Origin of the sequence: Rhizobium sp. CCGE531, from assembly GCF_003627795.1 — a bacterium.
Taxonomy (GTDB): Bacteria; Pseudomonadota; Alphaproteobacteria; order Rhizobiales; family Rhizobiaceae; genus Rhizobium.
Genome location: NZ_CP032684.1, coordinates 1 through 23198, shown reverse-complemented (window position 1 = coordinate 23198; position 23198 = coordinate 1). Strand labels below are relative to the sequence as shown.

Here is a 23198-nt window from a genome sequence, read left to right as displayed (position 1 = left end):
CTCACATTCCCAGAATCTTGCCGACGGTGAAGATGTCCTTGTCGCCGCGGCCGGAGAGGTTCATCAGGATGATCTCGTCCTTGCCCATCTTCGGGGCGCGCTTGATCACCTCGGCGAGCGCGTGGCTCGGCTCCAGCGCCGGGATGATGCCTTCGAGGCGCGTCAGCGTCTGGAACGCTTCCAGCGCCTCATGGTCCATGATCGGCACATATTCGGCGCGGCCGATATCGTTCAGCCAGGAATGCTCCGGGCCGATGCCGGGATAATCGAGGCCGGCCGAGATCGAATGCCCCTCTTTGATCTGGCCGTCGTCGTCCTGCAGCAGATAGGTGCGGTTGCCATGCAGCACGCCGGGCGAACCGGCCGTGATGGAGGCGCAATGCTCGTCGCCCTGCAAGCCCTTGCCGCCGGCTTCGACGCCGACGATCTTGACGCTCTCGTCATCGAGGAAGGGATGGAAGATGCCGATGGCGTTCGAACCGCCGCCGACAGCCGCGATAACGAGATCCGGCAGGCGGCCTTCGGCTTCCAGCATCTGCTGCTTGGCTTCCGTGCCGATGACGGCCTGGAAATCCCTAACCATCTCCGGATAGGGATGCGGGCCGGCGGCCGTGCCGATCAGGTAATAGGTATCGTCGACATTGGTGACCCAGTCGCGCAGTGCCTCGTTCATGGCGTCCTTCAGCGTGCCGCTGCCGGCCGTGACCGGAATGACCTCGGCGCCCAGCAGCTTCATGCGGAAGACGTTCGGCGCCTGGCGCTCGACATCGGTGGCACCCATGTAGACGACGCAGGGCAGGCCGAAGCGGGCGGCAACGGTCGCCGACGCCACGCCATGCTGGCCGGCGCCGGTCTCGGCGATGATGCGGGTCTTGCCCATGCGCTTGGCGAGCAGGATCTGGCCGATGCAATTGTTGATCTTGTGCGAGCCGGTGTGGTTCAGCTCTTCGCGCTTGAAGTAGATCTTCGCGCCGCCGAGCTCGGCCGTCAGGCGCTCGGCAAAATAGAGCGGGCTCGGCCGGCCGATATAGTGCGTGCCGAGAGACTTCAATTCCGCCTGGAAGGCCGGGTCGTCCTTCGCCTTGTTCCATTCCTCCTGCAGGTCCAGGATCAGCGGCATGAGCGTTTCGGCTACGAAACGACCGCCGTAAATGCCGAAACGACCGTCCTCATCGGGGCCGGAGCGGAAGGAATTGGGTTTGGGCGTCTGGTTCACTCTCTACTCCCTGCTGCCGGTTCCGGCAGACATGCTTCTGCAAAAGCGTCGAAAAACTGGTCGATCTTACCGAGATCCTTCACGCCCGGCGCACTCTCCAGGGCGGAGGAAAGATCGATGCCGGTGGCCTTGGTGGAGGCCAGCGCCTCGGCGACATTGTCCTTGTTGACGCCGCCGGACAGCATGTAATCCACACGATCGTCGAGCCAGCTCATAAGGCTCCAATCGAAGGATACGCCGTTTCCGCCCGGCAGCACAGAGCCGGCGGGCGGCTTGGCGTCGAACAGGAAGCGGTCGGCGATGCCGATATAGGATTCCACCCGCTTCAGGTCATCGGCCTCGCGCACCGACATGGCCTTCATGACCGGAACGTTATGGACCGCCTTGATGGTCAGCACGCGCTCGGGGCTTTCATTGCCATGAAGCTGCAGCATATCCGGCTTCACCAGCGCCATGATCTCATCGAGATCGTCATTGGTGGGATCGACCGTGACGGCGACGATCTTCGCCTTGCCGCGCGCGCGCTCCGCCAGCTGGCCGGCGAGATCGGGCTCGATATAGCGCGGGCTTTTTTCAAAGAAGATGAAACCGATATGGGTAGCCCCGCGCTCGATAGCACGATCCACCGCTTCCGGCGTCTTCAGACCACAAATTTTGATATCGGGGTTCATGGCAGCGGAGTGACACGAAATTTCGAAAGAGTCGAGCCTAAAGGCGACGGTCAAGGGCGGTTTTTCGGCCCGTGACCGTCGCAATGGCCTCTTGAAACAACAGTTCGCGCTTTACTTCACGGCGATCACAACCTTGCCTTTGGCACGACCGGTCTCGACATAGGCCAGCGCCTCATTCGTGCCCTGGAACGGGAAGACCCGATCGACGACCGCTCTTATGGCCCCTGCCTCTATCAAAGAGGTGATCTTGCCGAGCTGTCCACCGTTCGCGGTCATGAAGAGGAACGAATAGCTGACGGCGTGGCGTTTTGATTTTCTCCGAATGCCGGAGCTCAACAGCCCCATGAGCTGCTGAAACAACCATCCGGAACCATTCTGCCTGGCAAACGCCGCATCCGGCGGACCGGAAATCGAGATGAGCTTCCCACCCGGCTTCAGGACACGAAGCGATTTCTCCAGCGTATCCTTGCCAAGGCTGTTCAGGACGACGTCGTAACCCTGCAGTACTTTCTCGAAATCATCTTTCTTGTAGTCGACGACGACGTCGGCTCCGAGGCTTTTGACGAGATCGACATTGGCTGTGCTCGTCGTCGTCGCAACATGCGCTCCGAGGTATTTGGCGAGCTGAATGGCAACCGTCCCCACGCCGCCCGAGCCCGCGTGGATGAGTATCTTTTGCCCCTTCTTCAGATTTGCCCGCTCGACGAGCGCCTGCCAGGCGGTCAATGCAACGAGAGGCACCGACGCCGCCTCTTCCATCGTCAGGTTCTGCGGCTTGAGCGCCACGTCGGCCTCGTTCATCGCGATGAACTCCGCGAACGTGCCGATGCGATCCTGGGCCGGACGCGCATAAACTTCGTCGCCCGGCTTGAAGCCACGGACCCTGGAGCCGACCCGGACGACGACGCCCGCGACGTCGTTGCCGAGGATGAGCGGAAGCCGGTAAGGCAGGATGAGCTTGAACTCACCATCCCTGATCTTGGCATCAAGAAGGTTCACGCTGGCGGCATGAACCTCCACCATCACATCATTCTCTCGCAACTCTGGCACCGGGCTTTCACCAGACCGAAGAGCGCCACCCTTCGCATAGCGATCGATCAGAAATGCTTTCATGGGACTGACTTTCGTTTTCAGGGTAATGAGCAGCCGGGAATCGAAGATGCCATACCCGGCAATGGAGGCTATCAGGCCGGAAGCCCGTTGAATTTGCGCAAGTTTTTATCGACGAGCGCTTCCGGCAGAAAACGGCGTATGAAGCGAACCTGCTTTGCCATCCTACCCGCGGTGTAGCGTCTCTTGGGCGATGCGGCGTTGGCGGCCTTGACCACCATGTCGGCGACCACCTCCGGCGCATCGCCTTTCTCGACAATCTCACGCATCAGCTTTTCCGCATCGGCGCGAACGTCGTCATACTCTCGAAGCGGGAGATCTGGCCGCGTGATGTTCTCTTCGAAGGCGGTGCGGGTAACACCGGGTTCGACGAGGACCACGCGTATGCCTTGCGTGCGGACTTCGTGGTCGAGAGATTCGGAATATCCCTCTATAGCATGCTTGGTCGATGCATAGAGTGCGTTGTAGGGCGCGGGAATCAGCCCGAGGATGGAGCTGATATTGATGATTCTGCCCTTTCTTTGCCGTCTCATTGCGGGCAGGACTGCGTTCGTCATGCGCAGAACGCCGAAGACGTTGACATCGAAAAGTGCCTTCGCCTGTGCCGCGGAGGACTCCTCGGCGCCGCCAAGCAATCCAATTCCCGCATTGTTGACGAGCAGATCGATCCGCCCAGCCTGGACCATTATGTCATCGACCGTCGCCTGCACGGATTTATCGTCGGTGACGTCGCAGACCAGCATTGAAACGCCGTCGGGAGCGTCGGCCGTCGGTTTTCGACTGGTTCCAAATACCCTATATCCCTCGCGCCGCAGCGCCTGTGCGGTCACTCGCCCTATACCGGAAGAGGCGCCCGTGACCAGGGCGACACCGCGTTCTGTCTTGCTCATCGGTCTTCGCTTTCATTTTCACGTGGAACATCGATGAACATTCTGTTACTATCAAATCCGTAGTAAGTCACTATCAAAAAGATATCGACATGAAGAATCTTTCGAACCAGCCGTGTCTGATCGCCCGCAGCCTCGCATTGGTGGGCGATGCATGGAGCATGCTGATCATGCGGGACGCCCATGCAGGGCTCACCCGCTTTGACGAGTTTCGCAAGAGCCTTGGCATCGCACCGACGATGCTGACCGCTCGACTATCTGCGCTCACAGAAGATGGCCTGCTTGAAAAACGCCGTTACTCCGAGCGGCCTCCGCGTGATGAATATGTGCTGACGGCGGCTGGTCAGGACTTCCTGCCGGTCCTGTTTGCAATCGGCGCATGGGGGCGCAAGCATCGCCCAAGCGACGGCGTGACCCGGTTCTTCGACGCTGAAACTGGAACAGAGATCGATGCCGTTACGATTGACCGTGCAACGGGGGCTCCCATCGGAACGCGTCCGATGCGTATTGTCGGGCCTGAATGAACCGTTCCGAGCGCCAGGAGCAAAGGTCTTTACTCGTGTAACATGCCGCTGTTGGCTCAAAGCTGCCGCAACAACCGGAATGATGAAACCACAGGTACAACCCCTACTCAAAGCCAGGTTTGGGCGCCTTCGAGCAAGTTCAATCGAAGTCTATCGCATGCAGCTGGCTGCCATGGCGCTTCAGCCATGCCTTGGCTTCGTCCATGTTGGGGCAGAGCTTGCCGCAGAGCGCCCAGAAGCGCGGACCGTGGTTCATTTCGCGCAAATGCGCGACCTCGTGGGCGGCGAGGTAATCAATAACAAGCGGCGGCGCCATGACGATGCGCCAGGAGAAACTCAGGTTTCCCTGGGAGGAGCAGGAGCCCCAGCGGCTGCGGGTATCCTTCATGGCGATTGACGTGACGGTGGCGCGGATGGCCTTCGCATGCACCGCCACATATCTTTCCAGATCGGCACGCGCCTCCTTCTTGAGGAAGGTCGCGATGCGGCGGCCGGCATGTTCCGGCAGGCCACTGACGCTCAACACCGGCAGGCCATCGACGATGACGGCTTCGGTAAGGCCGCGCAGGCTGCCCGTATGCTCGATCCTGTGGCGCACGCCGCGGAGAAGGATTTCGCTGCCGCTGCGCAGGCTGCCGTCGGCCGCGAATTTCGCGAGCTTGGTCAGCAGCCAGCCCTGATGCCGGTCGAGAAAAGCATTGACCTCGCGTGCGGCAAGGCCGCGCGGAATGGTCATCTTCAGCGACCGCCCGCCGGGCTCGATCCTGAGCGTGATGCGCGTTGCCCGCTCATGCTGGCGGATCGTCAGCGGCATCAGCCGGCCGGCGACATCGAGGGTGCGCGTTTCCGGCGCGGACGACTTGGCGGGAGATCTTCGTGATCTGGATAGAAGCGGAAACATGGAGGCAGTTTTATACGATTCGAGCTGATATCGGGCAAAGAAAAACCGGCATCTGATGATGCCGGTTTCGATTATGTGGCAGGCTCAAGGTCACGGTGTCTGGAATTCCGTCGCCGGGCCGCCATTGTCATTGCGCTTGACGCTGTTGCGCTCGCGCATGAAGCGGTCGAACTCGTCCTGGTCCTTGGCACGGCGCAGTTCGCGAACATAGGTATCGAACTCGGCGCGCATCTCGTCCAGCTTGCGGCGCTCCTCTTCGAGACGCTCAAGTTCAGCCTTGCGCCAATCGTCGAAGGCGACGTTGCCGGTGGAGAAGGAATGACGGTGACGGCCGCGATGACGGCCGCAGCCGGCAAACATGCCGTCGGTTCTTTCATTCACATCCCGCTTGAAATCCCGCAGACGTTCCCCGAAGAGAATATAAGCGAGCATGGCGAAGCCCAGCGGCCAAAAGACCATGAAGCCAAGTACCATCAGGACAATAGTAGCCGGAGTCCAATCCGGGCGAAGTAATGCAGATTGGTTCATTGTCAGGTATCCTCGCACGGCGCATCGCCCCTCGACCCATACCGGTCGATGGAAAGGCTTCTGCGCGGTTTTTAAAGCTCTACCTGCATCTCAGCGCGTTCCAAGGACGCGCGGCGCGGCAAACGGCCCGATCATCTCTGCGGTACCGTTGGAATCGAGATGGTAACCTCCTCGTGAGGCTTCAATGGGATCACCAGGCGGAATCTAACAAGTGCTTGAATCTGCCCGTATAATTCAACAAAAGCTAATATTTTGCGCTGACGAGAATTCACGTTTGGTCGGGCATGATGGGCCCTTCGAACGCCATCATGCCCTCGTTTTTGACTTTTGAGCGGCGTCAGGCTGACTTGCCACCCTTGATGACCCGCTTGACGACCGGCCGGCCGGTGCGCGTATGCTCGCGGGTGAAAGCCAGAATGCGCGGCGCGATTTCGCGGCGGAAGCGCGAGCCGTTGAAGACGCCGTAATGGCCGACATCCGGCTGCAGATAGTGCATGCGCATGTGGTCGGGAATGCTGGTGCAGATGGTCTGCGCCGCATGGGTCTGGCCGACGCCGGAGATATCGTCGTTCTCGCCCTCGACGGTCAAAAGCGCGATGTTGCGGATGGCGGAAGGGTCGACGCGCTCGCCGCGATGCATGAGTTCGCCCTTGGGAAGCGCGTGCTTGATGAATACCTGATCGACGGTCTGCAGATAGAATTCCGCCGTCAGATCCATCACCGCCAGATATTCGTCATAGAAATCGCGGTGCTTCTCGGCCGGCTCGCCGTCATTCTTGACGAGATGCACGAAGAAGTCCTTGTGCGCGATCATATGGCGGTCGAGGTTCATCGACATGAAGCCGGAAAGCTGCAGGAAGCCGGGATAGACGGGCCGCATGAAGCCCGGCTGCGGCCAGGGCACGTTCATGACGACATTGCCGGCAAACCATTCCAGCGGCTTTTCCTTGGCGAGCTGGTTGACGGCAGTCGGATTGATGCGGGTATCGATCGGGCCACCCATCAGCGTCATCGACGAGGGCGCGAGACGGTCGCCGGCTGCCTCCATCACGGCCGCCGCCGCCAGGACCGGCACCGAGGGCTGACAGACGGCAACGACATGTGTATCCGGCCCAAGGTGATGCAGCATTTCGATGACGTAATCGATATAATCCTCCAGATCGAAGGTGCCATTGGTCATCGGCACCATGCGGGCATCGATCCAGTCGGTGATGTAGATGTCGGCGCCTGGCAGCAGGGCTTCCACCGTGCCGCGCAGGAGCGTGGCATAGTGACCGGACATCGGCGCGACGATCAGGATGCGAGGATCGGCGCCATGGCCCGCGGGCAGGCTGCGCTCGAAATGGATGAGATTGCAGAAAGGCTTCTTCCAGACGATCTTCTCATGCACCGAGACCGGCCTGTCTTCGATCACCGTCTCATGCAGCCCGAATTCCGGCTTGCCGTAGCGTCTGGTCGTGCGCTCGAAAACCTCGAGACTTGCCGTCAAAGTACGGCCGAACACGGTGTGCGAGAGGGGATTAAGGGGATTGGCATAGGCCAGGCGCATCATGTCTGCCGCGGCGCGAAAAGGGGCGAGAGCGGCATGATTGAGTTCATAAAACTGATAAAACATTAGGGGCTTTGCCTTTCGTGATGCGAGTATGCGATCTCGCAAATCACATAGATCTTCAAAACGATACGCCTCTTGCGTGTCGCTGCTTTCACTGCGGCGCTCCTCCGGTCGCGCTGTGCAGCAGGATGATTACGGCTCTCGGCCTCGATCCTCATCCTTTAAGCTCTTACCATTCAGCCTAGCAGCTTTTGCTGCAGGGCAACATAACGACTGCCGGTTCTTCTTATAAAAAACGCCGGAGAATCGCTTCTCCGGCATCAACAATGATCTCAAAAAGTTAAAGTTCCCGAGCCGTACACGTTATGCGTCGGCCAGGAAGGTCTGGCGCTGGGAGCCGAGGCCTTCCATGCCGAGCTCGACGACATCGCCCGGCTTCAGATATTGCGGCGGCTTCATGCCCATGCCGACGCCGGGAGGCGTGCCGGTGGAGATGACGTCGCCCGGATGTAGCGACATGAACTGGCTGAGATAGGAGACGAGGTAGGCAACGCCGTAGACCATGGTCTTGGTCGAGCCGTTCTGCATCATCTTGCCGTTGACCTTGAGCCACATGCCGAGATTCTGCGGATCGGCGATCTCATCCTTGGTGACGAGCCAGGGGCCGATCGGGCCGAAGGTGTCGCAGGACTTGCCCTTGGTCCACTGTCCCGAGCGCTCGGTCTGGAAAGCGCGTTCGGATACGTCGTGCGAGACGCAGTAACCGGCGACATAATCAAGCGCATCGGCTTCGCTGACATATTTCGCAGTCTTGCCGATGACGACGCCGAGCTCGACTTCCCAGTCGGTCTTTTCCGAACCGCGCGGGATCCGCACATTGTCGTTCGGGCCGACGATGGCCGAGCTTGCCTTCATGAAGATGATCGGCTCCGGCGGTACGGTGGCGCCGGTTTCGGCAGCATGGTCGGAGAAATTCAGGCCAATGCAGATGAACTTGCCGGTGCCGGCAACGCAAGCGCCGAGGCGACCTTCCGCCAGTTCGGGCAGGCTCTTCGGATCGAGGGCTGCGATCTTCGCCAGGCCGGCAGGCGAAATGGCCTCGCCGCCGATATCGCCGACATGGGCGGAGAGATCGCGGATCTTGCCGTCGCTATCCAGAAGCGCCGGTTTTTCCTTGCCGACTTCGCCAACACGCAACAATTTCATGGATTTTCCTTCCCTGCATTTTCAAAGACGAGATTGATAACATCATATATGAACGAATTATTCACCAGTGTCATCAATCGATTTTGGAAGCCTAGCATGGCTCGCCCCTCCGCGCTGGAAAAACAGCTTTTCTAGCTCGGGGATAATGACCTGGCGATTTCGACGATGACGTCGAAGGCCATGTCGACATCTTCGGCCGTCGCCTCGAACTGTCCGGCCTGGAAGCGAATGACCAGCCGGCCGTCGACGCGAGTCAGCGTCAGGTAGATCCGACCGTCATTGTTAATGGCCGTAATCAGCCGCTGTGTATGCTCCTCCTGTCCGACGCCCGCTGGCGCCTTGTGATCGAAGGAAAACAGCGACAGGAAGGGCTCGGTGACGATTTCGAAATCGGGTTCGGCGGCAAGGCGCTTAGCCAGATTCCGCGACCAGGAAACATGGTTGCGGATCATGGTCCGCAGCCCTTCCAGGCCGTGATAGCGCAGCAGGAACCAGAGCTTCAGCGCGCGGAAGCGACGGCCGAGCGGCACCGACCATTCCGAATAGTTGATGATGCCGTCATGACCATGGGTGCGCAGATATTCCGGCTGGATCGCGAGCGTGCGAACCAGCATCTCCGGCTCGCGAACGAACTGGACGGAGCAATCGAACTGCGCGCCAAGCCATTTATGCGGATTGAAGACGACGGAATCGGCTTGCTCGACGCCTTGCCAAAGCGTGCGGAATTCCGGGCAGATCATCGCGGAGCCTGCCCAGGCGGCATCGACATGGACATAGAGCCCGCGCGCATGCGCGACTTCGACGACGGCGGCGATATCGTCGCAGGCGCCAACGCTGGTGCCGCCGACACAGGCGATGACGCCGGCCGGCAAAAGCCCCGCCGCACGATCGCGCTCTATAGCGGCGGCAAGCGCGCGCGGATCCATGGCTTTGCTGGGACCAGCAGAGGGAATGCGCACCAGGTTTTCCTCGCCGACGCCTGATATCCAGATGGCGCGGTCGATGGAGGTGTGAACCTGGTCGGTGGAATAGATGCGCACCGCCTTGTTGGCCGCGAGCCCGCTTCTGTTACCCTGCCAGTCGAGTGCTCTCTCGCGCATCACGAGGACCGCGGCAAGCGTGGCGGTCGAGGCAGAATCCTGGATGACGCCGGTAAATGTTTCCGGCAGGCCGAGCGCCTGGCGCAGCCAGTCAACGACTTTCGTTTCAAGCTCCGTCGCGGAAGGCGATGTCTGCCAGAGCATGCATTGGGCGGCGATGGCGCTGACCAGATATTCGGCAACCACCGAGACGGGGGCCGCATTGGCGGGGAAATAGGCGAAGAAGCGCGGGTGCTGCCAATGCGTCATGCCAGGAACGAGGATATCCTCAAAATCCTTGAAGATATCCTCCATGGTTTCGCCTGTTACCGGCGGGGAGTCCGCGATGTGGGCGGCGATTTCTCCCGGCGCCATCTTCGCCCGGACCGGCCTGTCGCGAAGCGACGCGCGATAATCCGCGCCCCAATGCGCTGCTTTCTCCGACCACTGCCGGAACTCTTCCCAATCCATGACGGTCCTCCCCGCTCCATCGAACGAGGGGGACCTTAGACCGGTTCTGATACTTGGTCGAGTATCAGAACAGCTCGTCGGGAGCAGGCCCAAGCGGCACGATGCCTGTGGGATTGAGCGTTGCTATCGAGTAGTAACCGCGCTTGATATGATCGAAATTCACCGTTTCCGCAATGCCGGGCCAATCCAGCATGCGACGGCAGAAGGACTGGAGATTGGCATAATCGGACAGACGGCGGAGATTGCATTTGAACAGGCCGTGATAGGCGACGTCGAAACGGACGAGGGTGACGAACAGCCTGATATCGCTCTCGGTCGGATTGTCGGCAAAGAGGAAATCCCTGCCCTCCAGTTCCGTCTCGACCCGATCGAGGCAAGCGAATACCTCGTTGAAGGCCTCTTCATAGGCGATCTGCGTCGTGGCGAAGCCGGCGCGATAGACGCCATTGTTGAGAACGGGATAGATCCGGGCATTGAATCTGTCGATCTCTTCCCGCTTGTCGGCGGGATGAAGATCAATGTCGTTGCCGGCGAGATCTCCGAAGCCGCCGTTCAACATGCGCAGGATATCAGCCGACTCGTTGTTGACGATCGTACCCTTTTGCTTGTCCCAAAGCACAGGCACGGTGGCGCGGCCGGTGAAATGGGGATCAGCCTTCGTATAGATCTCGTGCATGTAGGTGACGCCATTGACGGCGTCATTGGTGGCGCCTGGATAATCGCCGAACCGCCAGCCCTGCTTGGACAGCACCGGTTCGACGACGGAAATCGAAATGACCTCTTCCAGCCCCTTCAGCTTGCGGCCGATCAGGGTCCGCGACGCCCAGGGGCAGATCAGCGCGACATAAAGATGATAGCGGCCGGCCTCTGCCTTGAAGCCGCCTTCACCCGTCGGTCCTGCCCCGCCATCCGGCGTGACCCAATTCCGAAAACTCGAGGTCTGGCGAACGAAACCGCCCTTCTCATCCTTGGCCTGGACCGGCTGCCAATCCTCAGTCCATTTCCCATTTACCAGCAAGGTTCTGTCTCCACTCGCACCTGTTCCTTCATAAGGACACCATAGCGGAACAGAATTTCACCGGAATAACGCAAACTTGAAACAGACTGTCTACCTGGAGAATGCGGATAGCTCTATGTATGAAAAGTGCTGACTGCGATCAGGTTTTGCGATCAGGTTTATTGGAGCATCATCCCATGGCGACATCCATTTCCAACGTTAAAACCGATCATGCGAGCCGTTATCTTCAACAGCTCTGCAAGCACTGGAGCCACCGCTTCAGCGTGGAATTCGATGCGGCGGCCGGCAAGGTGCCCTTCAGCCCGGAAAACTCCCTTGATCTGGCGGCAGAGCCCGGCATCCTGATCATGACGCTGACGGTCGAGAAGCCCGAAGATCTCGAACGCATGCAGAATGTCGTCGCCGATCACCTCAAGCGCTTCGCCTTCCGCGAAGAGCTCGACGTGGCCTGGACTGCCGGTGCGACCAGCGTATAGGTTCCGTCCTCTGTTCATAGCCAGCCAATAGCCCGTTTTCCGCGGACTGAGAGCTGATCCCCTCTAGTGAAAGAAGTCCCATGACATCAAGCAATAGCCGCGAATCCCAATATCCAATCGACAAGCTCTTTCTCGACCGCTGGTCTCCCCGCGCCTATTCCAACGAGAGCATGCCGGAAGCTGATCTGCTGACCATTCTGGAAGCCGCCCAATGGGCACCCTCCGCCTCGAACCTGCAGCCCTGGCGTTTCGTCTACGCCCTGCGCGGTTCGGAAAACTGGGACAAGTTCCTGAGCCTTCTCGTCGAGTTCAACCAGGGCTGGGCGAAATCCGCCTCGGCACTGCTCTTCGTCATCTCGCGCACCCACAGCGGCGAACTCGGTTCCGCCGAACAGAAGCCCAGTTACAGCCATTCCTTCGATGCCGGTGCAGCCTGGGGCTTCCTGGCGATCCAGGCACATCTAGCCGGCTATGCGGCCCATGGCATGGGTGGCTTCCATGTCGAGAAATCCTACGAGGTTCTCGGTGTTCCCGAAGGTTTCCGCGTCGAGGCAGCCGTTGCAATCGGCAAGGTCGGCGACAAGAACCAGCTTCCGGAAAAGCTGCGCGAGCGCGAAGTGCCGAGCCAGCGCAACCCGCTTTCGGGACTCGCCTTCAACGGCACTTTCATCGCCAAGTAATTGATAAAAAAAGAAAAGGCCCGCCGGATGTTCCTGACGGGCCTTTTTATGTCTGAAGCGAGCGGTCAGATGTCGAGATTGGCGACGTTCAGCGCGTTGTCCTGAATGAACTCGCGGCGTGGCTCGACTTCGTCGCCCATGAGCCGGGCAAACAGGCCGTCGGCATCGGTCGCGTCCGTCACCTTCACCTGCAACAGCGTGCGGACGTTCGGATCGAGCGTCGTTTCCCAGAGCTGCTCGGCGTTCATCTCGCCGAGGCCTTTGTAACGCTGTAGCGTCAGGCCCTTGCGGCCGCCCGCAAAGATCGTATCCAGCAGCATGCGCGGTCCGGAAATCTCCGTCTCGCCATCGCGGCGGGTAAGCTTCGGCGGGGTCTGGTAGACTTCCTTCAGGCGCGAACCCAACTGATCGATGAGACGGGCATCCTGCGAGCCGATGAGCGCCATGTCGAGGACGACGACTTCCTTGACGCCGCGTACCGTGCGCTCGAAGCGCAGGCCGCCTTCGCCCGTCAGGGCACCGGTCCAGCCACGCTCGGTTTCCTCGGCGATGACGTCAAGCCGGTTGGCAACTTCGTTTGCCAGCGCTTCCGCGCGGGAGGGATCGCTGACCATTTCGGCATGAAGCGCGCCGGCGATGGCCGCCTGCTCGACAACGGCGCGATTATAGCGCGAATGGAGATTGTCGATCAGTGTGCGCAGGCGCAGCGCGTCGTAGATCGCCTCGCGCAGATCCTGGCCGACACGCACTTCGCCGTTGCCAAGGCGGAGGCTTGCATCGTCGGTGCCCTGGCCGATCAGATATTCTTCCAGCGCCTTCTCGTCCTTAACATATTGCACCGATTTGCCGCGCGTCACCTTATAAAGCGGCGGCTGGGCGATATAGAGGTGGCCGCGCTCGATGAGGTCGGGCATCTGCCGGAAGAAGAAGGTCAGAAGCAGCGTGCGAATATGCGCGCCGTCGACGTCTGCGTCCGTCATGATGATGATCTTGTGATAGCGCAGCTTTTCGGCGTTGAACTCGTCCTTGCCGATGCCGGTGCCGAGTGCCGTGATCAGTGTGCCGATTTCCTGGCTCGACAGCATCTTGTCGAAGCGGGCGCGCTCGACGTTCAGGATCTTGCCGCGCAGCGGCAGGATGGCCTGGTTTTCGCGCGACCGGCCCTGCTTGGCCGAACCACCTGCCGAGTCACCCTCGACGAGGAACACTTCCGATTTGGCCGGGTCGCGCTCGGAGCAATCGGCAAGCTTGCCGGGGAGCGATGCGATATCCAGCGCGCCCTTGCGGCGGGTCAGTTCGCGCGCCTTGCGGGCGGCTTCGCGGGCGGCTGCGGCCTCGACGACCTTGCCGACCAGCACCTTGGCATCGGACGGATGTTCTTCGAGCCAGGTGCCAAGCGCTTCGTTGACGAGGCTTTCGACCACCGGACGGACTTCTGACGAGACCAGCTTGTCCTTCGTCTGCGAAGAGAATTTCGGATCGGGAACCTTGACCGACAGCACGGCGGTGAGGCCTTCGCGGCAATCGTCGCCGGTCAGCGTCACCTTTTCCTTCTTGGTGATGCCTGATGACTCGCCGTAGGAGGTAATCTGGCGCGTCAGCGCCGCGCGAAAGCCGGCCATATGCGTGCCGCCGTCGCGCTGGGGAATGTTGTTGGTGAAGCAGAGCACGTTTTCGTGGTAGCTGTCGTTCCACCACATGGCGACTTCGACGGTGATGCCGTCCTTCTCGCTGCGGATGGAAACCGGCTTGTCGACCAACGGCTTCTTGGCGCGGTCGAGATAGGCGACGAAGGCTTCCAGGCCGCCGTCATAGAGCATCTCTTCCTGCCGGATGTCGGAATGACGCTTGTCGGTCAGAAGGATACGGACGCCGGAATTGAGGAAGGCCAGTTCGCGCAGCCGATGTTCCAGCGTGCTGTAGTCGAATTCCGTCATGGTGAAGGTTTGCGAACTCGGCATGAAGCTGACTTCCGTGCCGGTGGCATTGCCCGCCTCGCCCGTCTCCTTCAGCGGTGCATCGGCAACGCCATGGGTGAAGCTCATCTCATGGATCTTGCCCTGACGGCGGATCTTCAGGCGCAGCCAGACCGAAAGCGCGTTGACGACCGAGACGCCGACGCCGTGCAGACCGCCGGAAACCTTGTAGGAATTCTGGTCGAACTTACCGCCGGCATGAAGCTGGGTCATGATAACCTCAGCCGCCGAAACGCCTTCGCCGCTGTGAATATCCGTCGGGATACCGCGGCCATTGTCCGTGACCGTGACCGAGCCATCGGGATTGAGCGTCACCGTCACGATATCGGCGTGGCCGGCCAAGGCCTCGTCAATCGCGTTGTCGACGACCTCATAGACCATGTGATGCAGGCCCGAGCCGTCATCCGTATCACCGATATACATGCCGGGACGCTTGCGCACCGCATCAAGTCCCTTCAGGACCTTGATGGAGTCTGCGCCATACTCGGCGTTGCCACCGTTATCGGTTACGGATGTGTCGGTCATATATTGAAGTCTTTCCAGCGTTTTAGAGAACCCTGCCGATCCTTAGAGCATGATGCCGAAAAGTGTGAGCGTTTTCGGACGACATCATGCTCTACTTCTTTGAGTTTAGAGCGGATTCAGATTTTAGGTCGAATAGACCTAAAATCATCCGACTCTAACGAATCAGCGGTTTTTCCTAGCTTGTATATAGGATGTTTCACCCTGAAGTTCCAAACGGAAGGCCCCGAAATGAGGTATAAAACAGGGGATTAAGGCGGTTTTCAGCCGGTTTTGCCGGCATTTTCCAGAACCCGGGCCAGTTCCCGGATCGTCGCGGCGTCAAGGCCGCGGATCTTGCCCGCCAAGTGGTTGACGAAGGCCGTATATTCGGGCGCAAGCCCGGATGTATCGATGACGACGCGCGGATCGGAAAACCGGGCCAGCAGGAAGAGTTCTTCGGCTTCGTCCCAGATGATATTGAAGTATCCGGCGATGCGCTGCAGCAGATCGAAGCTCGGCAAGCCGCGCTTCCCATGTTCTAAGGCGGATAAGTAAGCCGGAGTCACGTTCAGCGCCGCCGCCATCTGCTTCTGCGAGACGCCCTTGCGCAGCCGCAGCTTTCGCACCGCTTCGCCGAACGGGGTCAAAGCTTCTCCCCCTTCAAGCGCGACAGGCGGATATAAAGCGCGCCCTCGCCGCCGTGATGTTGCGCCGCCGTCTCGTAGGAGGAGATCAGAAAGCGGAATTCCGGCTTGGAAAACCAGAGCGGCACGGCGCGCTTCAAGGCTCCCTCGCTGCCCATGGAGCTGCCCTTGCCAGTTATGACGAGCACATGGCGAAGGCCGCGACCGTGAGCTCGCAGCAGAAAATCCAGAAGCATGGAATGTGCTTCGCTCTGGATGAGGCCGTGAAGGTCTATGCGGGCCTCGAGCGCCAAATGGCCCTTGGCGATCTTGCGCTTGACGGGACGTTCCAGCGGGTGATGGCGCCCGGCAGGCTGTTTCGGGGGCGTCGGAGTTTCCTGCGCGCTCGTGGACACCGGTGCCGCCTTTGCCTTTGCGGCACGGCTGCTTTCCTCTTTTTCGGCTTCTGCCTGCAACGCTGCTTCGAAAGCCTCGATATCCGTCATGCGGCCCGGCATGGGTCGGGTGCTCTTGGCGACCTTACCCCAAAGGATGCGGTCCTCCGCGCTGAGCTTTCGTTGCTTGTTCTCCGGGGCCATCAGCCGAACCTCTGCGCCGCCGCCTTCGGAATGAATATATAAAAATCGGCGTCATTGCGCACGGTGCCGGCGAGCTCCCCGGCATCATAGCCCGAACCGGTAAAGATATCGCCGCGCGCCGGCCCGACGATCGCCGACCCCGTGTCGAGCGCCAGCATCAGCCGCGCGAAAGGCTTTCCGGCATCGAGATGCGTCAAGCTTTCCGAACGGATGAAGAAGGGAAAGCCGAAGGTGTGGATCAGCCGATCGACCGCCAGGGACCTGCCGGCGACCAGCGGCACCTTGGCGGCCGCGATCGGGCCTAGGCCCACATCGCCGACCTCGGCTTCGCGGAAGAAGATATAGGATCGATTGTGCCAGAGGACTTCATCGACCTGCTCGGGATGTGCATAGAGCCAGTCGCGAATCGTTTGCATGGATATGGTTGCGCGATCGAGCAAGCCGCGATCGATAAGCAAGCGACCAACTGCCGAAAAGGGATGGCCGGCCTTGGCGGCATAGGTGATGCGGCCAAGACGCCCATCCGGATAGCGCAGGCGCGCGGCACCCTGAACATGCACGAAGAAGACATCGACCTTGGATTTCGCCCAGGCGATTTCCAGCCCCTTGCCTTCGAGATAGCCGCGATCGATTTCGCCACGATCGGGATAGGCGGAAACTGTGCCGTCCAAAACCCTGCCAAACATATAGGACGGGTCTAATTCTGCTGGGCGATTGCCGTCATCCAGATCGATCAGATCATCCGGCCGGCGATAAAAGGGATAGCGGTAGGTTTCGTTCGGCTCGGCCGATACTTCGATTTCCGGCTCGTAGAAGGCGGTTACGAAACCGGTCGCCCCGCCATCGCGGCGGATGAAGAAAGGCTGGCAATGCTCCTCGAAAAAAGACCGGGCTTCTGCCGCATCGCGCGGTTTGCGTCCTTCAGCGGCATCGAGAAGCGACAGGAGATCATCGGCCGTCAGTCCGGCAGAGCCCGTGCGATAGGGCTTCACATCGCTGATATAGGCCCGACAGTCCTTCATTGCGCGAAAAAGGCTGGAAGGATCATCGTCCTTCCAGCCCTTCAGATCGGCGAAGGTTGCCGGCTCCAGCCTGAATTCCTGCGATGGGATCGTCATTGTTCGGATTCGGTCGCCACGAGTTTCCAATTCGGATCGCGCGAACGCGTGTCGCGGGCGAAGGTCCAGAGGTCGCTGATCTCGGCCACGGTTTCGGCATCGCCATCGATCAAGGTGCCCGCCTTGTCATAGGTGGCAGAAATCATCTGGCTGACGATGCGCGTGGTGACGAGGGCTTCCGTTCCCTTCACCTCGGCGCTGAGAATATCAGCCTTGTCGATGCTGACGAAGGTCGACTTGACTTTCTCGCCCTTGCCTTCGCGATCGGCGATGGCGGCATCGAAACCGTCATAGACCTCACGCGACAGCAATCCCTTCAAAGACTTGCGATCGCCATCGGCAAAGGCCATGACGATCATCTCATAGGCCATGCGGGCGCCGTTGACGAATTCCTTCGGATTGAAGGCGGGATCAGCCTTGCTCACTTCACGCAGCGAGTCGTTCAGCGGCGTTCCGGCCGGGGTGAACGCATCGACGGTGGCAAAACGGTCTTCCTCTTCGGTCGCATCGCGCCGCGGCAGGGTCACGACCTTGCCGGCGTCCGGCGGCGTCGGGCCATTTGCCGGATCTGCGGAACCATAGAGATCGCGCGGCGGCTTCTCATTCCCCGTGCGGCGGCCAAGAACGCTGCGCAGCTGAAAGAAGATCAGCACCGCCGCCACCAGGAAAAAGATCGTCACAAAGTCGTTTGCACCCATCTCGTATCGGAACCACCGTTAAAATTAAAAGATTAATCCCCATATAGTCCGCATCGATGTATCATTCAAATAGCGGACCAGTTTCTTTATTATACGCGAGAAACCAACGCTTACGCGAAGAAACCCGCTTTCAGGACCACCGTAACATGCGCCTATCACTTCTTCCTATCTTCGTTTCTCTGATGCCTCTGGCTGAGATCGCCGGATTCATCGTCGTCGGAAAGATGATCGGCGTCTGGGCAACGCTGGGGCTCATCATCCTCAGCATGCTGCTCGGTGCCGCTCTCCTCAGAATTCAAGGGATCGGGATCCTCCAGCGCATCTCGGCCGAAAGCCGCAATGGTGGCGATCCCGGCCGCGAGATGGTGCATGGCGCCATGATCGTCGTCGCCGCCTTCTTCCTGATGCTGCCCGGCTTCATTTCCGACATTATCGGCCTGCTGCTTTTCATTCCGGCCGTGCGCGATCTCGCCTGGACAGTCCTGCGCAAGCGCATCGTCGTCGTCGGCAATTCGCGCGCCTTCCGGCGAGGACAGGGTCCGGGCGCCGGTCCGCAAGGCCAACCGCATAATCCCGCACCGGTCGTCGATCTGGATGAAACAGATTTCCATCGCGAGCCGAACCGCAAGTCGCCATGGTCCGACCAGAAGCGGCTAAAGGACTAGAACAGCGCGATTGAGCGCCGGGCCACAGGGTTGTAAGCCCCTATTCTAAATGCTAGATGGCGACACCCATCGAGACGTGAGAGGACACCCCCATGGCCAACGAGACCAACGGCAACGGTGCAGCCAGCCCGAGCCTCAGCATCCTTGCTCAGTACACCAAGGATCTTTCCTTCGAGAATCCGGGCGCTCCGCGCTCGCTTCAGGCCCGGGAAAATGCTCCCGACATCAATATCAACGTCAATGTCAACGCCAACCCGCTGTCGGACGAGGATTTCGACGTCGTGCTGACGCTGAACGCCGAAGCCAAGGATGGCGAGCGCGTTCTCTTCCACACCGAGCTGGTCTATGGCGGCGTCTTCCGCGTCACCGGCTTCCCGCAGGAACACATGCTGCCGCTGCTTTTCATCGAATGCCCGCGCCTGCTGTTCCCCTTTGCGCGCCAGATCATCGCCGATGTCACGCGCAATGGCGGCTTCCCGCCGCTGATGATCGACCCGATCGATTTCGCGCAGATGTTCACGCAGCGCATGGCTGAAGAACAGGCCCGCGCCCAGGTTTCGGCCGTTCCGAACTAAGCTTGAATTTCTGCTTACTGGAAGACAGAAATGCCCGGATCGCAAGACCCGGGCATTTTCTTTGGTACCTGAGGAAGCACCCTTATTCGGATGTGCGATATTTGGACCAAGTTCCCTTCGCGCCGAGCTTGGCGACCAGTGCGGCATGAGCCGCGAGTTCTTCTTCATTCAACCGGCTTGGCAAGGGATTGGGCCGTTCGAAAATATCGCCGACGATGTCCTCCGCGGCATCATTCTGGCGTGAGCGCGCCGACGAACCGATGACACTGCCGAGGCCGAGCGCGGTCTGCCGGCCGCCGATCATCTCGATATAGACTTCGGCCAGCAGTTCGGAGTCGAGAAGCGCGCCGTGCTGGGTGCGATGCGAATTGTCGATGCCATAGCGGTGGCAGAGCGCATCCAGCGAATTCGGACCCATGGGATGCTTGCGCCGCGCCATAGCCAAGGTGTCGATCACCATATCCGGGAGGATCGGCGGCCGGCCGAGCCTTGCGAATTCGGCGTTGACGAAACCCATGTCGAAGGTGGCGTTATGCGCAATCCATTTGGCATCGCCGAAAAATTCGAGGATCTGATCGGCAACGATTTCGAAGGCCGGCTTGTCCTTCAGTGATTCATCGGTGATGCCGTGCACGGCAAGTGCATCGGGATGAACCTTGCGGTCGCCAGGATTGATGAATATATGCAGCGTCTTGCCGGTCGGGAAATGGTTGAAGAGCTCGATGCCGCCGATTTCGATGATACGGTCTGCCCTGTTGTCGAGACCGGTGGTTTCCGTATCGAAAATGATTTCGCGCATGTCGGGGCTCCGCTTTCCTATTTCCTATTCCGCTGCTTGCGCCGCAGATCCGCGATGATCTCTCTGACCTGCTCGCGGGCCGCATCGATACTGCCGCCCGTATCGATGACGTAATCGGCGCGTGCCCGCTTTTCCGGATCCGGCGTTTGCCGGGAGAGAATCATGTTGAATTTTTCCTCCGTCATGCCCGGCCGGGCAAGCACTCTTTCTCTCTGAATCTGTGGATCACAGCTGACGACGGCGATTTTGTCGACCCTTTTATCCGCGCCGGTTTCGAACAGCAGCGGGATATCCAGCACGATCATATCGGCGCCCGCCTGCCTTTGACGTTCCAGGAACTCGCGCTCACGCTCACGAACGAGCGGATGGATGATGGCTTCGAGACGCTTGAAACCGGAGGGATCGCCTGCGAGCTTCCGACTGAGTTCCTGCCGGTCGACTTTGCCGTCGCGGGTCGTACCGGGGAAGGCAGCCTCGACCAGAGCAACCGCTTCGCCGCTGTAGAGATCATGCACGACCGCATCGGAATCGTTCACCGGGATCCCGGCTTCGGCGAAGAGTTTCGCCGAGGTCGATTTTCCCATGCCGATCGATCCCGTCAGCCCGATCCTGATCATCAATGTTTTTCCATATCCGCGATGATCAACGCCCTCAAAGTATCATCAACCACCGGACGCTTTCCGAACCATTTTTCGAAGCCCGGCACCGCCTGGTGCAACAGCATGCCAAGACCATCAACGATGGCAAAGCCCTGTTCCTCGGCCTGCGCCAGAAGCGGCGTCTTCAAGGGTATATAGACAATGTCGGTGACGACAGCCTCTTGTACAAGGGGCGAGAAATCGATCCGAGGCGCGGCTTCGCCGTCCATGCCGAGCGAGGTCGTGTTGATGAAAAGGCCGGCATCCTGCATGACGTCGCCGAGCGCTGCCATCGGATGGGCATGAACCCGTTCGCCGAAACGATCCGCCAGCTCCCCCGCCCGCTCGACCGTGCGGTTGACGACATGGATTTCCTTGAAGCCGCGATCGCGCACGGCCTGTATCACCGCCCGGCTCGCGCCGCCCGCCCCGAGGATCACGGCGCGGTCGCTGCGATCCCAGCCGGGATGACGCTCATCGAGGTTCGCGGTGAACCCGCGGCCATCGGTGTTCGTCGCATGCAGCAGCCCATCCTCAAGCCATAAAGTGTTGGAAGCACCGAGTTCTTCCGAAAGCTCGTCCGGCCGATCGGCGAGTTTGAACGCCGCTTCCTTGTGAGGGATCGTGACATTGCCGCCGACGAAGCCGCTGGAGCCATCCTTCAGGGAAGCGATGAAAGCTGCGAAATCCTCTGCCGGGACTTCATGCGCGCGATAGCTGCCGGCCAGGCCGAGCTGCTTCAGCCAGTAACCGTGGATCAGCGGCGAACGTGAATGCCTGATCGGATAACCCGTTACGAAAGCGTTTACGCCCAGTGTTTCACGTGAATCATCCATCGATTGCCCCCAGTTCACGCAGTTTTTCAAGCAGCGGCAGCATCGGCAATCCGACGATCGTGAAATAATCGCCGTCTATTTTCGAGAAAAGCTGGATGCCCTCTCCCTCGAGTTGATAGGCACCAACGCTCGATAATGCTTTTTCACCCACGCGGCCGAGATGCCGATGGATGAAATCAGCCGGCAGCTCCCGCATAGTCAGATCCGCGTGCGACACATGTTCCCAAATGATATCGCCATTGCGCGCCAGGGCGATGGCGCTGTTCAGGCGATGCGTTTTACCAGACAGGATCCGCAGATGATTTTCCGCATCCGCCATCGTCTTCGGCTTGTGGAAGACCTGGTCACCCAGCGACATGGTCTGATCCGAACCGATGACGAGCGAGCTGGGGAAGCGATCGCTGACGTCCTTTGCCTTCGCCTTTGCCAGCACGAGCGCGACGGCATCCGGGCTGGCGCCATCCCGCTCCAGCGGCGCTTCGATCGCGCGTTCGTCGATACCGGCGGCGATGGCCTGGAAATGCAATCCGGCGTTTTCCATCAGCATTCGCCGGAACGGGCTGGATGATGCAAGGATAAGGGGCACGGTCATGACGGCTGCCTCCGAGATAATAATGTGCAGCGCTTAACGCAGCTTGGGGCGCAGGGCAACAATGGCGGCAGCGGTCTCTTCGATCGAGCGCCGCGTGACATCGATGATCGGCCAATTGTGCCTGGCGCAGAGGGACCGTGCATATTTCAGCTCTTCGGAGATCGCGGCACGATCCGTATAGCCGCCGCGATCGAAGCCGGGCGTCGTGCCGAGAATGCGGTTTTCGCGTACCTGCGAGATACGGTCGGTCGTTGCCACCAGCCCGACGATCAATGGCTTCGTCGCCTTGCCCAGGCTCTCCGGCAACGGCACGCCGTGGACGATGGGTATATTGGCGGTCTTGATGCCGCGATTGGCCAGATAGATGCTCGTCGGCGTTTTCGAGGTGCGGCTGATACCGATGATGACGACATCGGCATCGTCATAGTCATCGGGCATCTGCCCATCATCATGATCCATGGTGAAGTTCAGCGCTTCGATGCGGGCGAAATAATCGGCGTTCATCACATGCTGCGCGCCGACGCGGCGGCGCGATGCCGTGCCGAGATAGGTCTGGAAGACATTCATGACCGGTTCGAGAACATTGACGCAAGGCACGCCCATCTCCTTGCACCGCTCGGCGATGAATTCGGCGAGTTCGCGATCGACGATCGTATAGAGGACGATGCCGGGGCTGTTATCGATCGCCTCCAGAACCGGCAGAAGCTGCTTGCGGTTTCTGATCAGCGGATAGACATGCTCGATCGGTTGGCTGGCATGGAATTGCACCGAGGCCGCACGGCCGGCGGAGATGAGAGTCTCGCCCGTTGAGTCAGAAATCAGGTGCAGATGAAAGAAGCTTGTTCGGTTTTCCACGCTACTTTCCATCGCCTGTTGATATCTCGGGAGAGAAGACAGGTACGAGAAGGGGCCTATCCTCGGCAAGTGGAAAACGGCCGAGTTTTCCACATTTGGGATTTTCGCGAGAAGGCTTTCGCCGTGGCTGTGGGTAATGTGGACAAGATCGGCAATACCACTCCCATCCCCGACTTATCCCCAGAGCGAGCTATGCCGGATCTCTCGGCAACCCTCTCAAAAGATTGAAAAATTATCTTCCTTTTCCACATATCGGCTATTGGCATCGGAATCTTTGCAGATCCGTGCGTAAGGCGCGACAAATTGGACAGGCAATGAATGAACTTTAATCCTTGCTACTCACAGACTCTAAGAAATAGAAACCTTTTAATATATGTTTGGTTTTATATAGGACGACGCCT

The 23198-nt window shown here is 59.6% G+C and carries 25 protein-coding genes; 5 read left to right on the top strand and 20 right to left on the bottom strand.

The annotated features are described in order from the left end of the window. Position 1: 1 nt before the first annotated feature. From trpB to CCGE531_RS00110, 4 genes are all read right to left on the bottom strand, one after another. The gene (trpB, locus tag CCGE531_RS00125) at positions 2 to 1216 is read right to left on the bottom strand and encodes a tryptophan synthase subunit beta (protein WP_120662373.1); all 1215 of its coding nucleotides are present in this window, start codon (positions 1214 to 1216) and stop codon (positions 2 to 4) included. After that, the gene (locus tag CCGE531_RS00120; RefSeq protein ID WP_120662372.1) at positions 1213 to 1887 is read right to left on the bottom strand and encodes a phosphoribosylanthranilate isomerase; all 675 of its coding nucleotides are present in this window, start codon (positions 1885 to 1887) and stop codon (positions 1213 to 1215) included. Before CCGE531_RS00120 ends, trpB begins: the two co-directional genes overlap by 4 nt. Positions 1888 to 1998: 111 nt before the next feature. Beyond that, positions 1999 to 3000, bottom strand: coding sequence for an NADP-dependent oxidoreductase (locus CCGE531_RS00115; RefSeq protein WP_120662371.1), 1002 nt, complete (start codon positions 2998 to 3000; stop codon positions 1999 to 2001). Between the two features lie 71 nt (positions 3001 to 3071). Further along, positions 3072 to 3887 (bottom strand): oxidoreductase, encoded by an 816-nt coding sequence (locus CCGE531_RS00110; RefSeq protein WP_120662370.1) that lies wholly within the window; start codon positions 3885 to 3887, stop codon positions 3072 to 3074. A gap of 89 nt (positions 3888 to 3976) precedes the next feature. On the opposite strand from CCGE531_RS00110, the gene CCGE531_RS00105 reads away from it, so the two are divergent. After that, positions 3977 to 4408 carry a helix-turn-helix domain-containing protein gene (locus tag CCGE531_RS00105; RefSeq protein WP_120662369.1) on the top strand — a complete coding sequence of 144 codons (432 nt, stop codon included), beginning with the start codon at positions 3977 to 3979 and terminating at the stop codon, positions 4406 to 4408. Between the two features lie 139 nt (positions 4409 to 4547). Here CCGE531_RS00105 and CCGE531_RS00100 read toward each other — a convergent pair whose 3' ends face one another. From CCGE531_RS00100 to CCGE531_RS00075, 6 genes are all read right to left on the bottom strand, one after another. Beyond that, positions 4548 to 5309, bottom strand: coding sequence for a SprT family zinc-dependent metalloprotease (locus tag CCGE531_RS00100; protein WP_120662368.1), 762 nt, complete (start codon positions 5307 to 5309; stop codon positions 4548 to 4550). 90 nt (positions 5310 to 5399) lie between these two features. Continuing rightward, the gene (locus CCGE531_RS00095) at positions 5400 to 5837 is read right to left on the bottom strand and encodes a DUF2852 domain-containing protein (RefSeq protein ID WP_120662367.1); all 438 of its coding nucleotides are present in this window, start codon (positions 5835 to 5837) and stop codon (positions 5400 to 5402) included. Between the two features lie 337 nt (positions 5838 to 6174). Continuing rightward, entirely contained in the window at positions 6175 to 7452 is a 1278-nt protein-coding gene (gene phaZ / locus CCGE531_RS00090) for a polyhydroxyalkanoate depolymerase (protein ID WP_120662366.1), read from the bottom strand. Positions 7453 to 7752: 300 nt separating this feature from the next. After that, complete coding sequence (locus CCGE531_RS00085) at positions 7753 to 8595, bottom strand: fumarylacetoacetate hydrolase family protein (RefSeq protein ID WP_120662365.1); 843 nt, start codon at positions 8593 to 8595, stop codon at positions 7753 to 7755. Between the two features lie 131 nt (positions 8596 to 8726). After that, on the bottom strand, positions 8727 to 10145 hold the full coding sequence (locus tag CCGE531_RS00080) for a pyridoxal-dependent decarboxylase (RefSeq protein ID WP_120662364.1): 1419 nt from the start codon (positions 10143 to 10145) through the stop codon (positions 8727 to 8729). Between the two features lie 64 nt (positions 10146 to 10209). Continuing rightward, a complete protein-coding gene (locus tag CCGE531_RS00075; protein WP_120662363.1) occupies positions 10210 to 11163 on the bottom strand; it encodes a glutathione S-transferase family protein in 954 nt (317 codons plus the stop codon). Positions 11164 to 11339: 176 nt separating this feature from the next. Here CCGE531_RS00075 and CCGE531_RS00070 point away from each other — a divergent pair, with 176 nt between their 5' ends. Together CCGE531_RS00070 and CCGE531_RS00065 are read left to right on the top strand one after the other, a co-directional pair. Further along, positions 11340 to 11639, top strand: coding sequence for a DUF2218 domain-containing protein (locus CCGE531_RS00070; RefSeq protein WP_120662362.1), 300 nt, complete (start codon positions 11340 to 11342; stop codon positions 11637 to 11639). An 80-nt stretch (positions 11640 to 11719) separates the two neighbouring features. Continuing rightward, the gene (locus CCGE531_RS00065; RefSeq protein WP_120662361.1) at positions 11720 to 12319 is read left to right on the top strand and encodes a nitroreductase family protein; all 600 of its coding nucleotides are present in this window, start codon (positions 11720 to 11722) and stop codon (positions 12317 to 12319) included. A 65-nt stretch (positions 12320 to 12384) separates the two neighbouring features. On the opposite strand, the gene gyrB is transcribed toward CCGE531_RS00065, so the two are convergent. The 5 genes from gyrB to CCGE531_RS00040 all read right to left on the bottom strand — a co-directional run bounded on the left by gyrB (position 12385) and on the right by CCGE531_RS00040 (position 17837). After that, entirely contained in the window at positions 12385 to 14820 is a 2436-nt protein-coding gene (gene gyrB, locus CCGE531_RS00060) for a DNA topoisomerase (ATP-hydrolyzing) subunit B (RefSeq protein WP_120662360.1), read from the bottom strand. Positions 14821 to 15080: 260 nt separating this feature from the next. Next, complete coding sequence (locus CCGE531_RS00055; RefSeq protein WP_120662359.1) at positions 15081 to 15446, bottom strand: helix-turn-helix domain-containing protein; 366 nt, start codon at positions 15444 to 15446, stop codon at positions 15081 to 15083. Continuing rightward, entirely contained in the window at positions 15443 to 16021 is a 579-nt protein-coding gene (locus CCGE531_RS00050; protein ID WP_120662358.1) for a Smr/MutS family protein, read from the bottom strand. The genes CCGE531_RS00055 and CCGE531_RS00050 overlap by 4 nt, the downstream gene beginning before the upstream one ends. Then, the gene (locus CCGE531_RS00045) at positions 16021 to 17139 is read right to left on the bottom strand and encodes a murein transglycosylase A (RefSeq protein ID WP_120662357.1); all 1119 of its coding nucleotides are present in this window, start codon (positions 17137 to 17139) and stop codon (positions 16021 to 16023) included. Before CCGE531_RS00045 ends, CCGE531_RS00050 begins: the two co-directional genes overlap by 1 nt. Continuing rightward, positions 17136 to 17837, bottom strand: a complete 702-nt coding sequence (locus CCGE531_RS00040; protein ID WP_120662356.1) for a Tim44/TimA family putative adaptor protein — start codon at positions 17835 to 17837, stop codon at positions 17136 to 17138. Before CCGE531_RS00040 ends, CCGE531_RS00045 begins: the two co-directional genes overlap by 4 nt. 146 nt (positions 17838 to 17983) lie before the next feature. On the opposite strand from CCGE531_RS00040, the gene CCGE531_RS00035 reads away from it, so the two are divergent. Together CCGE531_RS00035 and secB are read left to right on the top strand one after the other, a co-directional pair. Beyond that, complete coding sequence (locus tag CCGE531_RS00035; protein WP_120662355.1) at positions 17984 to 18502, top strand: FxsA family protein; 519 nt, start codon at positions 17984 to 17986, stop codon at positions 18500 to 18502. A gap of 92 nt (positions 18503 to 18594) precedes the next feature. Then, positions 18595 to 19077 carry a protein-export chaperone SecB gene (gene secB, locus CCGE531_RS00030; protein WP_112339883.1) on the top strand — a complete coding sequence of 161 codons (483 nt, stop codon included), beginning with the start codon at positions 18595 to 18597 and terminating at the stop codon, positions 19075 to 19077. An 82-nt stretch (positions 19078 to 19159) separates the two neighbouring features. Here secB and dnaQ read toward each other — a convergent pair whose 3' ends face one another. The 5 genes from dnaQ to CCGE531_RS00005 are packed head-to-tail and all read right to left on the bottom strand — an operon-like array spanning position 19160 to position 22797. Continuing rightward, the gene (dnaQ, locus tag CCGE531_RS00025; protein ID WP_120662354.1) at positions 19160 to 19876 is read right to left on the bottom strand and encodes a DNA polymerase III subunit epsilon; all 717 of its coding nucleotides are present in this window, start codon (positions 19874 to 19876) and stop codon (positions 19160 to 19162) included. Positions 19877 to 19893: 17 nt separating this feature from the next. Then, positions 19894 to 20493, bottom strand: coding sequence for a dephospho-CoA kinase (gene coaE, locus CCGE531_RS00020; RefSeq protein ID WP_120662353.1), 600 nt, complete (start codon positions 20491 to 20493; stop codon positions 19894 to 19896). Continuing rightward, complete coding sequence (locus CCGE531_RS00015; protein ID WP_120662352.1) at positions 20493 to 21350, bottom strand: shikimate dehydrogenase; 858 nt, start codon at positions 21348 to 21350, stop codon at positions 20493 to 20495. Before CCGE531_RS00015 ends, coaE begins: the two co-directional genes overlap by 1 nt. Next, positions 21343 to 21942, bottom strand: coding sequence for a Maf-like protein (locus CCGE531_RS00010; protein WP_120662351.1), 600 nt, complete (start codon positions 21940 to 21942; stop codon positions 21343 to 21345). Before CCGE531_RS00010 ends, CCGE531_RS00015 begins: the two co-directional genes overlap by 8 nt. A gap of 33 nt (positions 21943 to 21975) precedes the next feature. Then, positions 21976 to 22797: a pyruvate, water dikinase regulatory protein gene (locus CCGE531_RS00005; RefSeq protein ID WP_120662350.1), complete on the bottom strand. Its 822-nt coding sequence runs from the start codon at positions 22795 to 22797 to the stop codon at positions 21976 to 21978. Positions 22798 to 23198 lie beyond the last annotated feature (401 nt).

Coding starts and splice junctions, on each gene's coding strand:
- CCGE531_RS00120 (WP_120662372.1), bottom strand. CDS start 1,887: ATGAACCCCGATATCAAAATTTGTGGTCTGAAGACGCCGGAAGCGGTG.
- CCGE531_RS00115 (WP_120662371.1), bottom strand. CDS start 3,000: ATGAAAGCATTTCTGATCGATCGCTATGCGAAGGGTGGCGCTCTTCGG.
- CCGE531_RS00110 (WP_120662370.1), bottom strand. CDS start 3,887: ATGAGCAAGACAGAACGCGGTGTCGCCCTGGTCACGGGCGCCTCTTCC.
- CCGE531_RS00105 (WP_120662369.1), top strand. CDS start 3,977: ATGAAGAATCTTTCGAACCAGCCGTGTCTGATCGCCCGCAGCCTCGCA.
- CCGE531_RS00100 (WP_120662368.1), bottom strand. CDS start 5,309: ATGTTTCCGCTTCTATCCAGATCACGAAGATCTCCCGCCAAGTCGTCC.
- CCGE531_RS00095 (WP_120662367.1), bottom strand. CDS start 5,837: ATGAACCAATCTGCATTACTTCGCCCGGATTGGACTCCGGCTACTATT.
- phaZ (WP_120662366.1), bottom strand. CDS start 7,452: ATGTTTTATCAGTTTTATGAACTCAATCATGCCGCTCTCGCCCCTTTT.
- CCGE531_RS00085 (WP_120662365.1), bottom strand. CDS start 8,595: ATGAAATTGTTGCGTGTTGGCGAAGTCGGCAAGGAAAAACCGGCGCTT.
- CCGE531_RS00080 (WP_120662364.1), bottom strand. CDS start 10,145: ATGGATTGGGAAGAGTTCCGGCAGTGGTCGGAGAAAGCAGCGCATTGG.
- CCGE531_RS00070 (WP_120662362.1), top strand. CDS start 11,340: ATGGCGACATCCATTTCCAACGTTAAAACCGATCATGCGAGCCGTTAT.
- CCGE531_RS00065 (WP_120662361.1), top strand. CDS start 11,720: ATGACATCAAGCAATAGCCGCGAATCCCAATATCCAATCGACAAGCTC.
- gyrB (WP_120662360.1), bottom strand. CDS start 14,820: ATGACCGACACATCCGTAACCGATAACGGTGGCAACGCCGAGTATGGC.
- CCGE531_RS00050 (WP_120662358.1), bottom strand. CDS start 16,021: ATGGCCCCGGAGAACAAGCAACGAAAGCTCAGCGCGGAGGACCGCATC.
- CCGE531_RS00045 (WP_120662357.1), bottom strand. CDS start 17,139: ATGACGATCCCATCGCAGGAATTCAGGCTGGAGCCGGCAACCTTCGCC.
- CCGE531_RS00040 (WP_120662356.1), bottom strand. CDS start 17,837: ATGGGTGCAAACGACTTTGTGACGATCTTTTTCCTGGTGGCGGCGGTG.
- CCGE531_RS00035 (WP_120662355.1), top strand. CDS start 17,984: ATGCGCCTATCACTTCTTCCTATCTTCGTTTCTCTGATGCCTCTGGCT.
- secB (WP_112339883.1), top strand. CDS start 18,595: ATGGCCAACGAGACCAACGGCAACGGTGCAGCCAGCCCGAGCCTCAGC.
- dnaQ (WP_120662354.1), bottom strand. CDS start 19,876: ATGCGCGAAATCATTTTCGATACGGAAACCACCGGTCTCGACAACAGG.
- coaE (WP_120662353.1), bottom strand. CDS start 20,493: ATGATCAGGATCGGGCTGACGGGATCGATCGGCATGGGAAAATCGACC.
- CCGE531_RS00015 (WP_120662352.1), bottom strand. CDS start 21,350: ATGGATGATTCACGTGAAACACTGGGCGTAAACGCTTTCGTAACGGGT.
- CCGE531_RS00010 (WP_120662351.1), bottom strand. CDS start 21,942: ATGACCGTGCCCCTTATCCTTGCATCATCCAGCCCGTTCCGGCGAATG.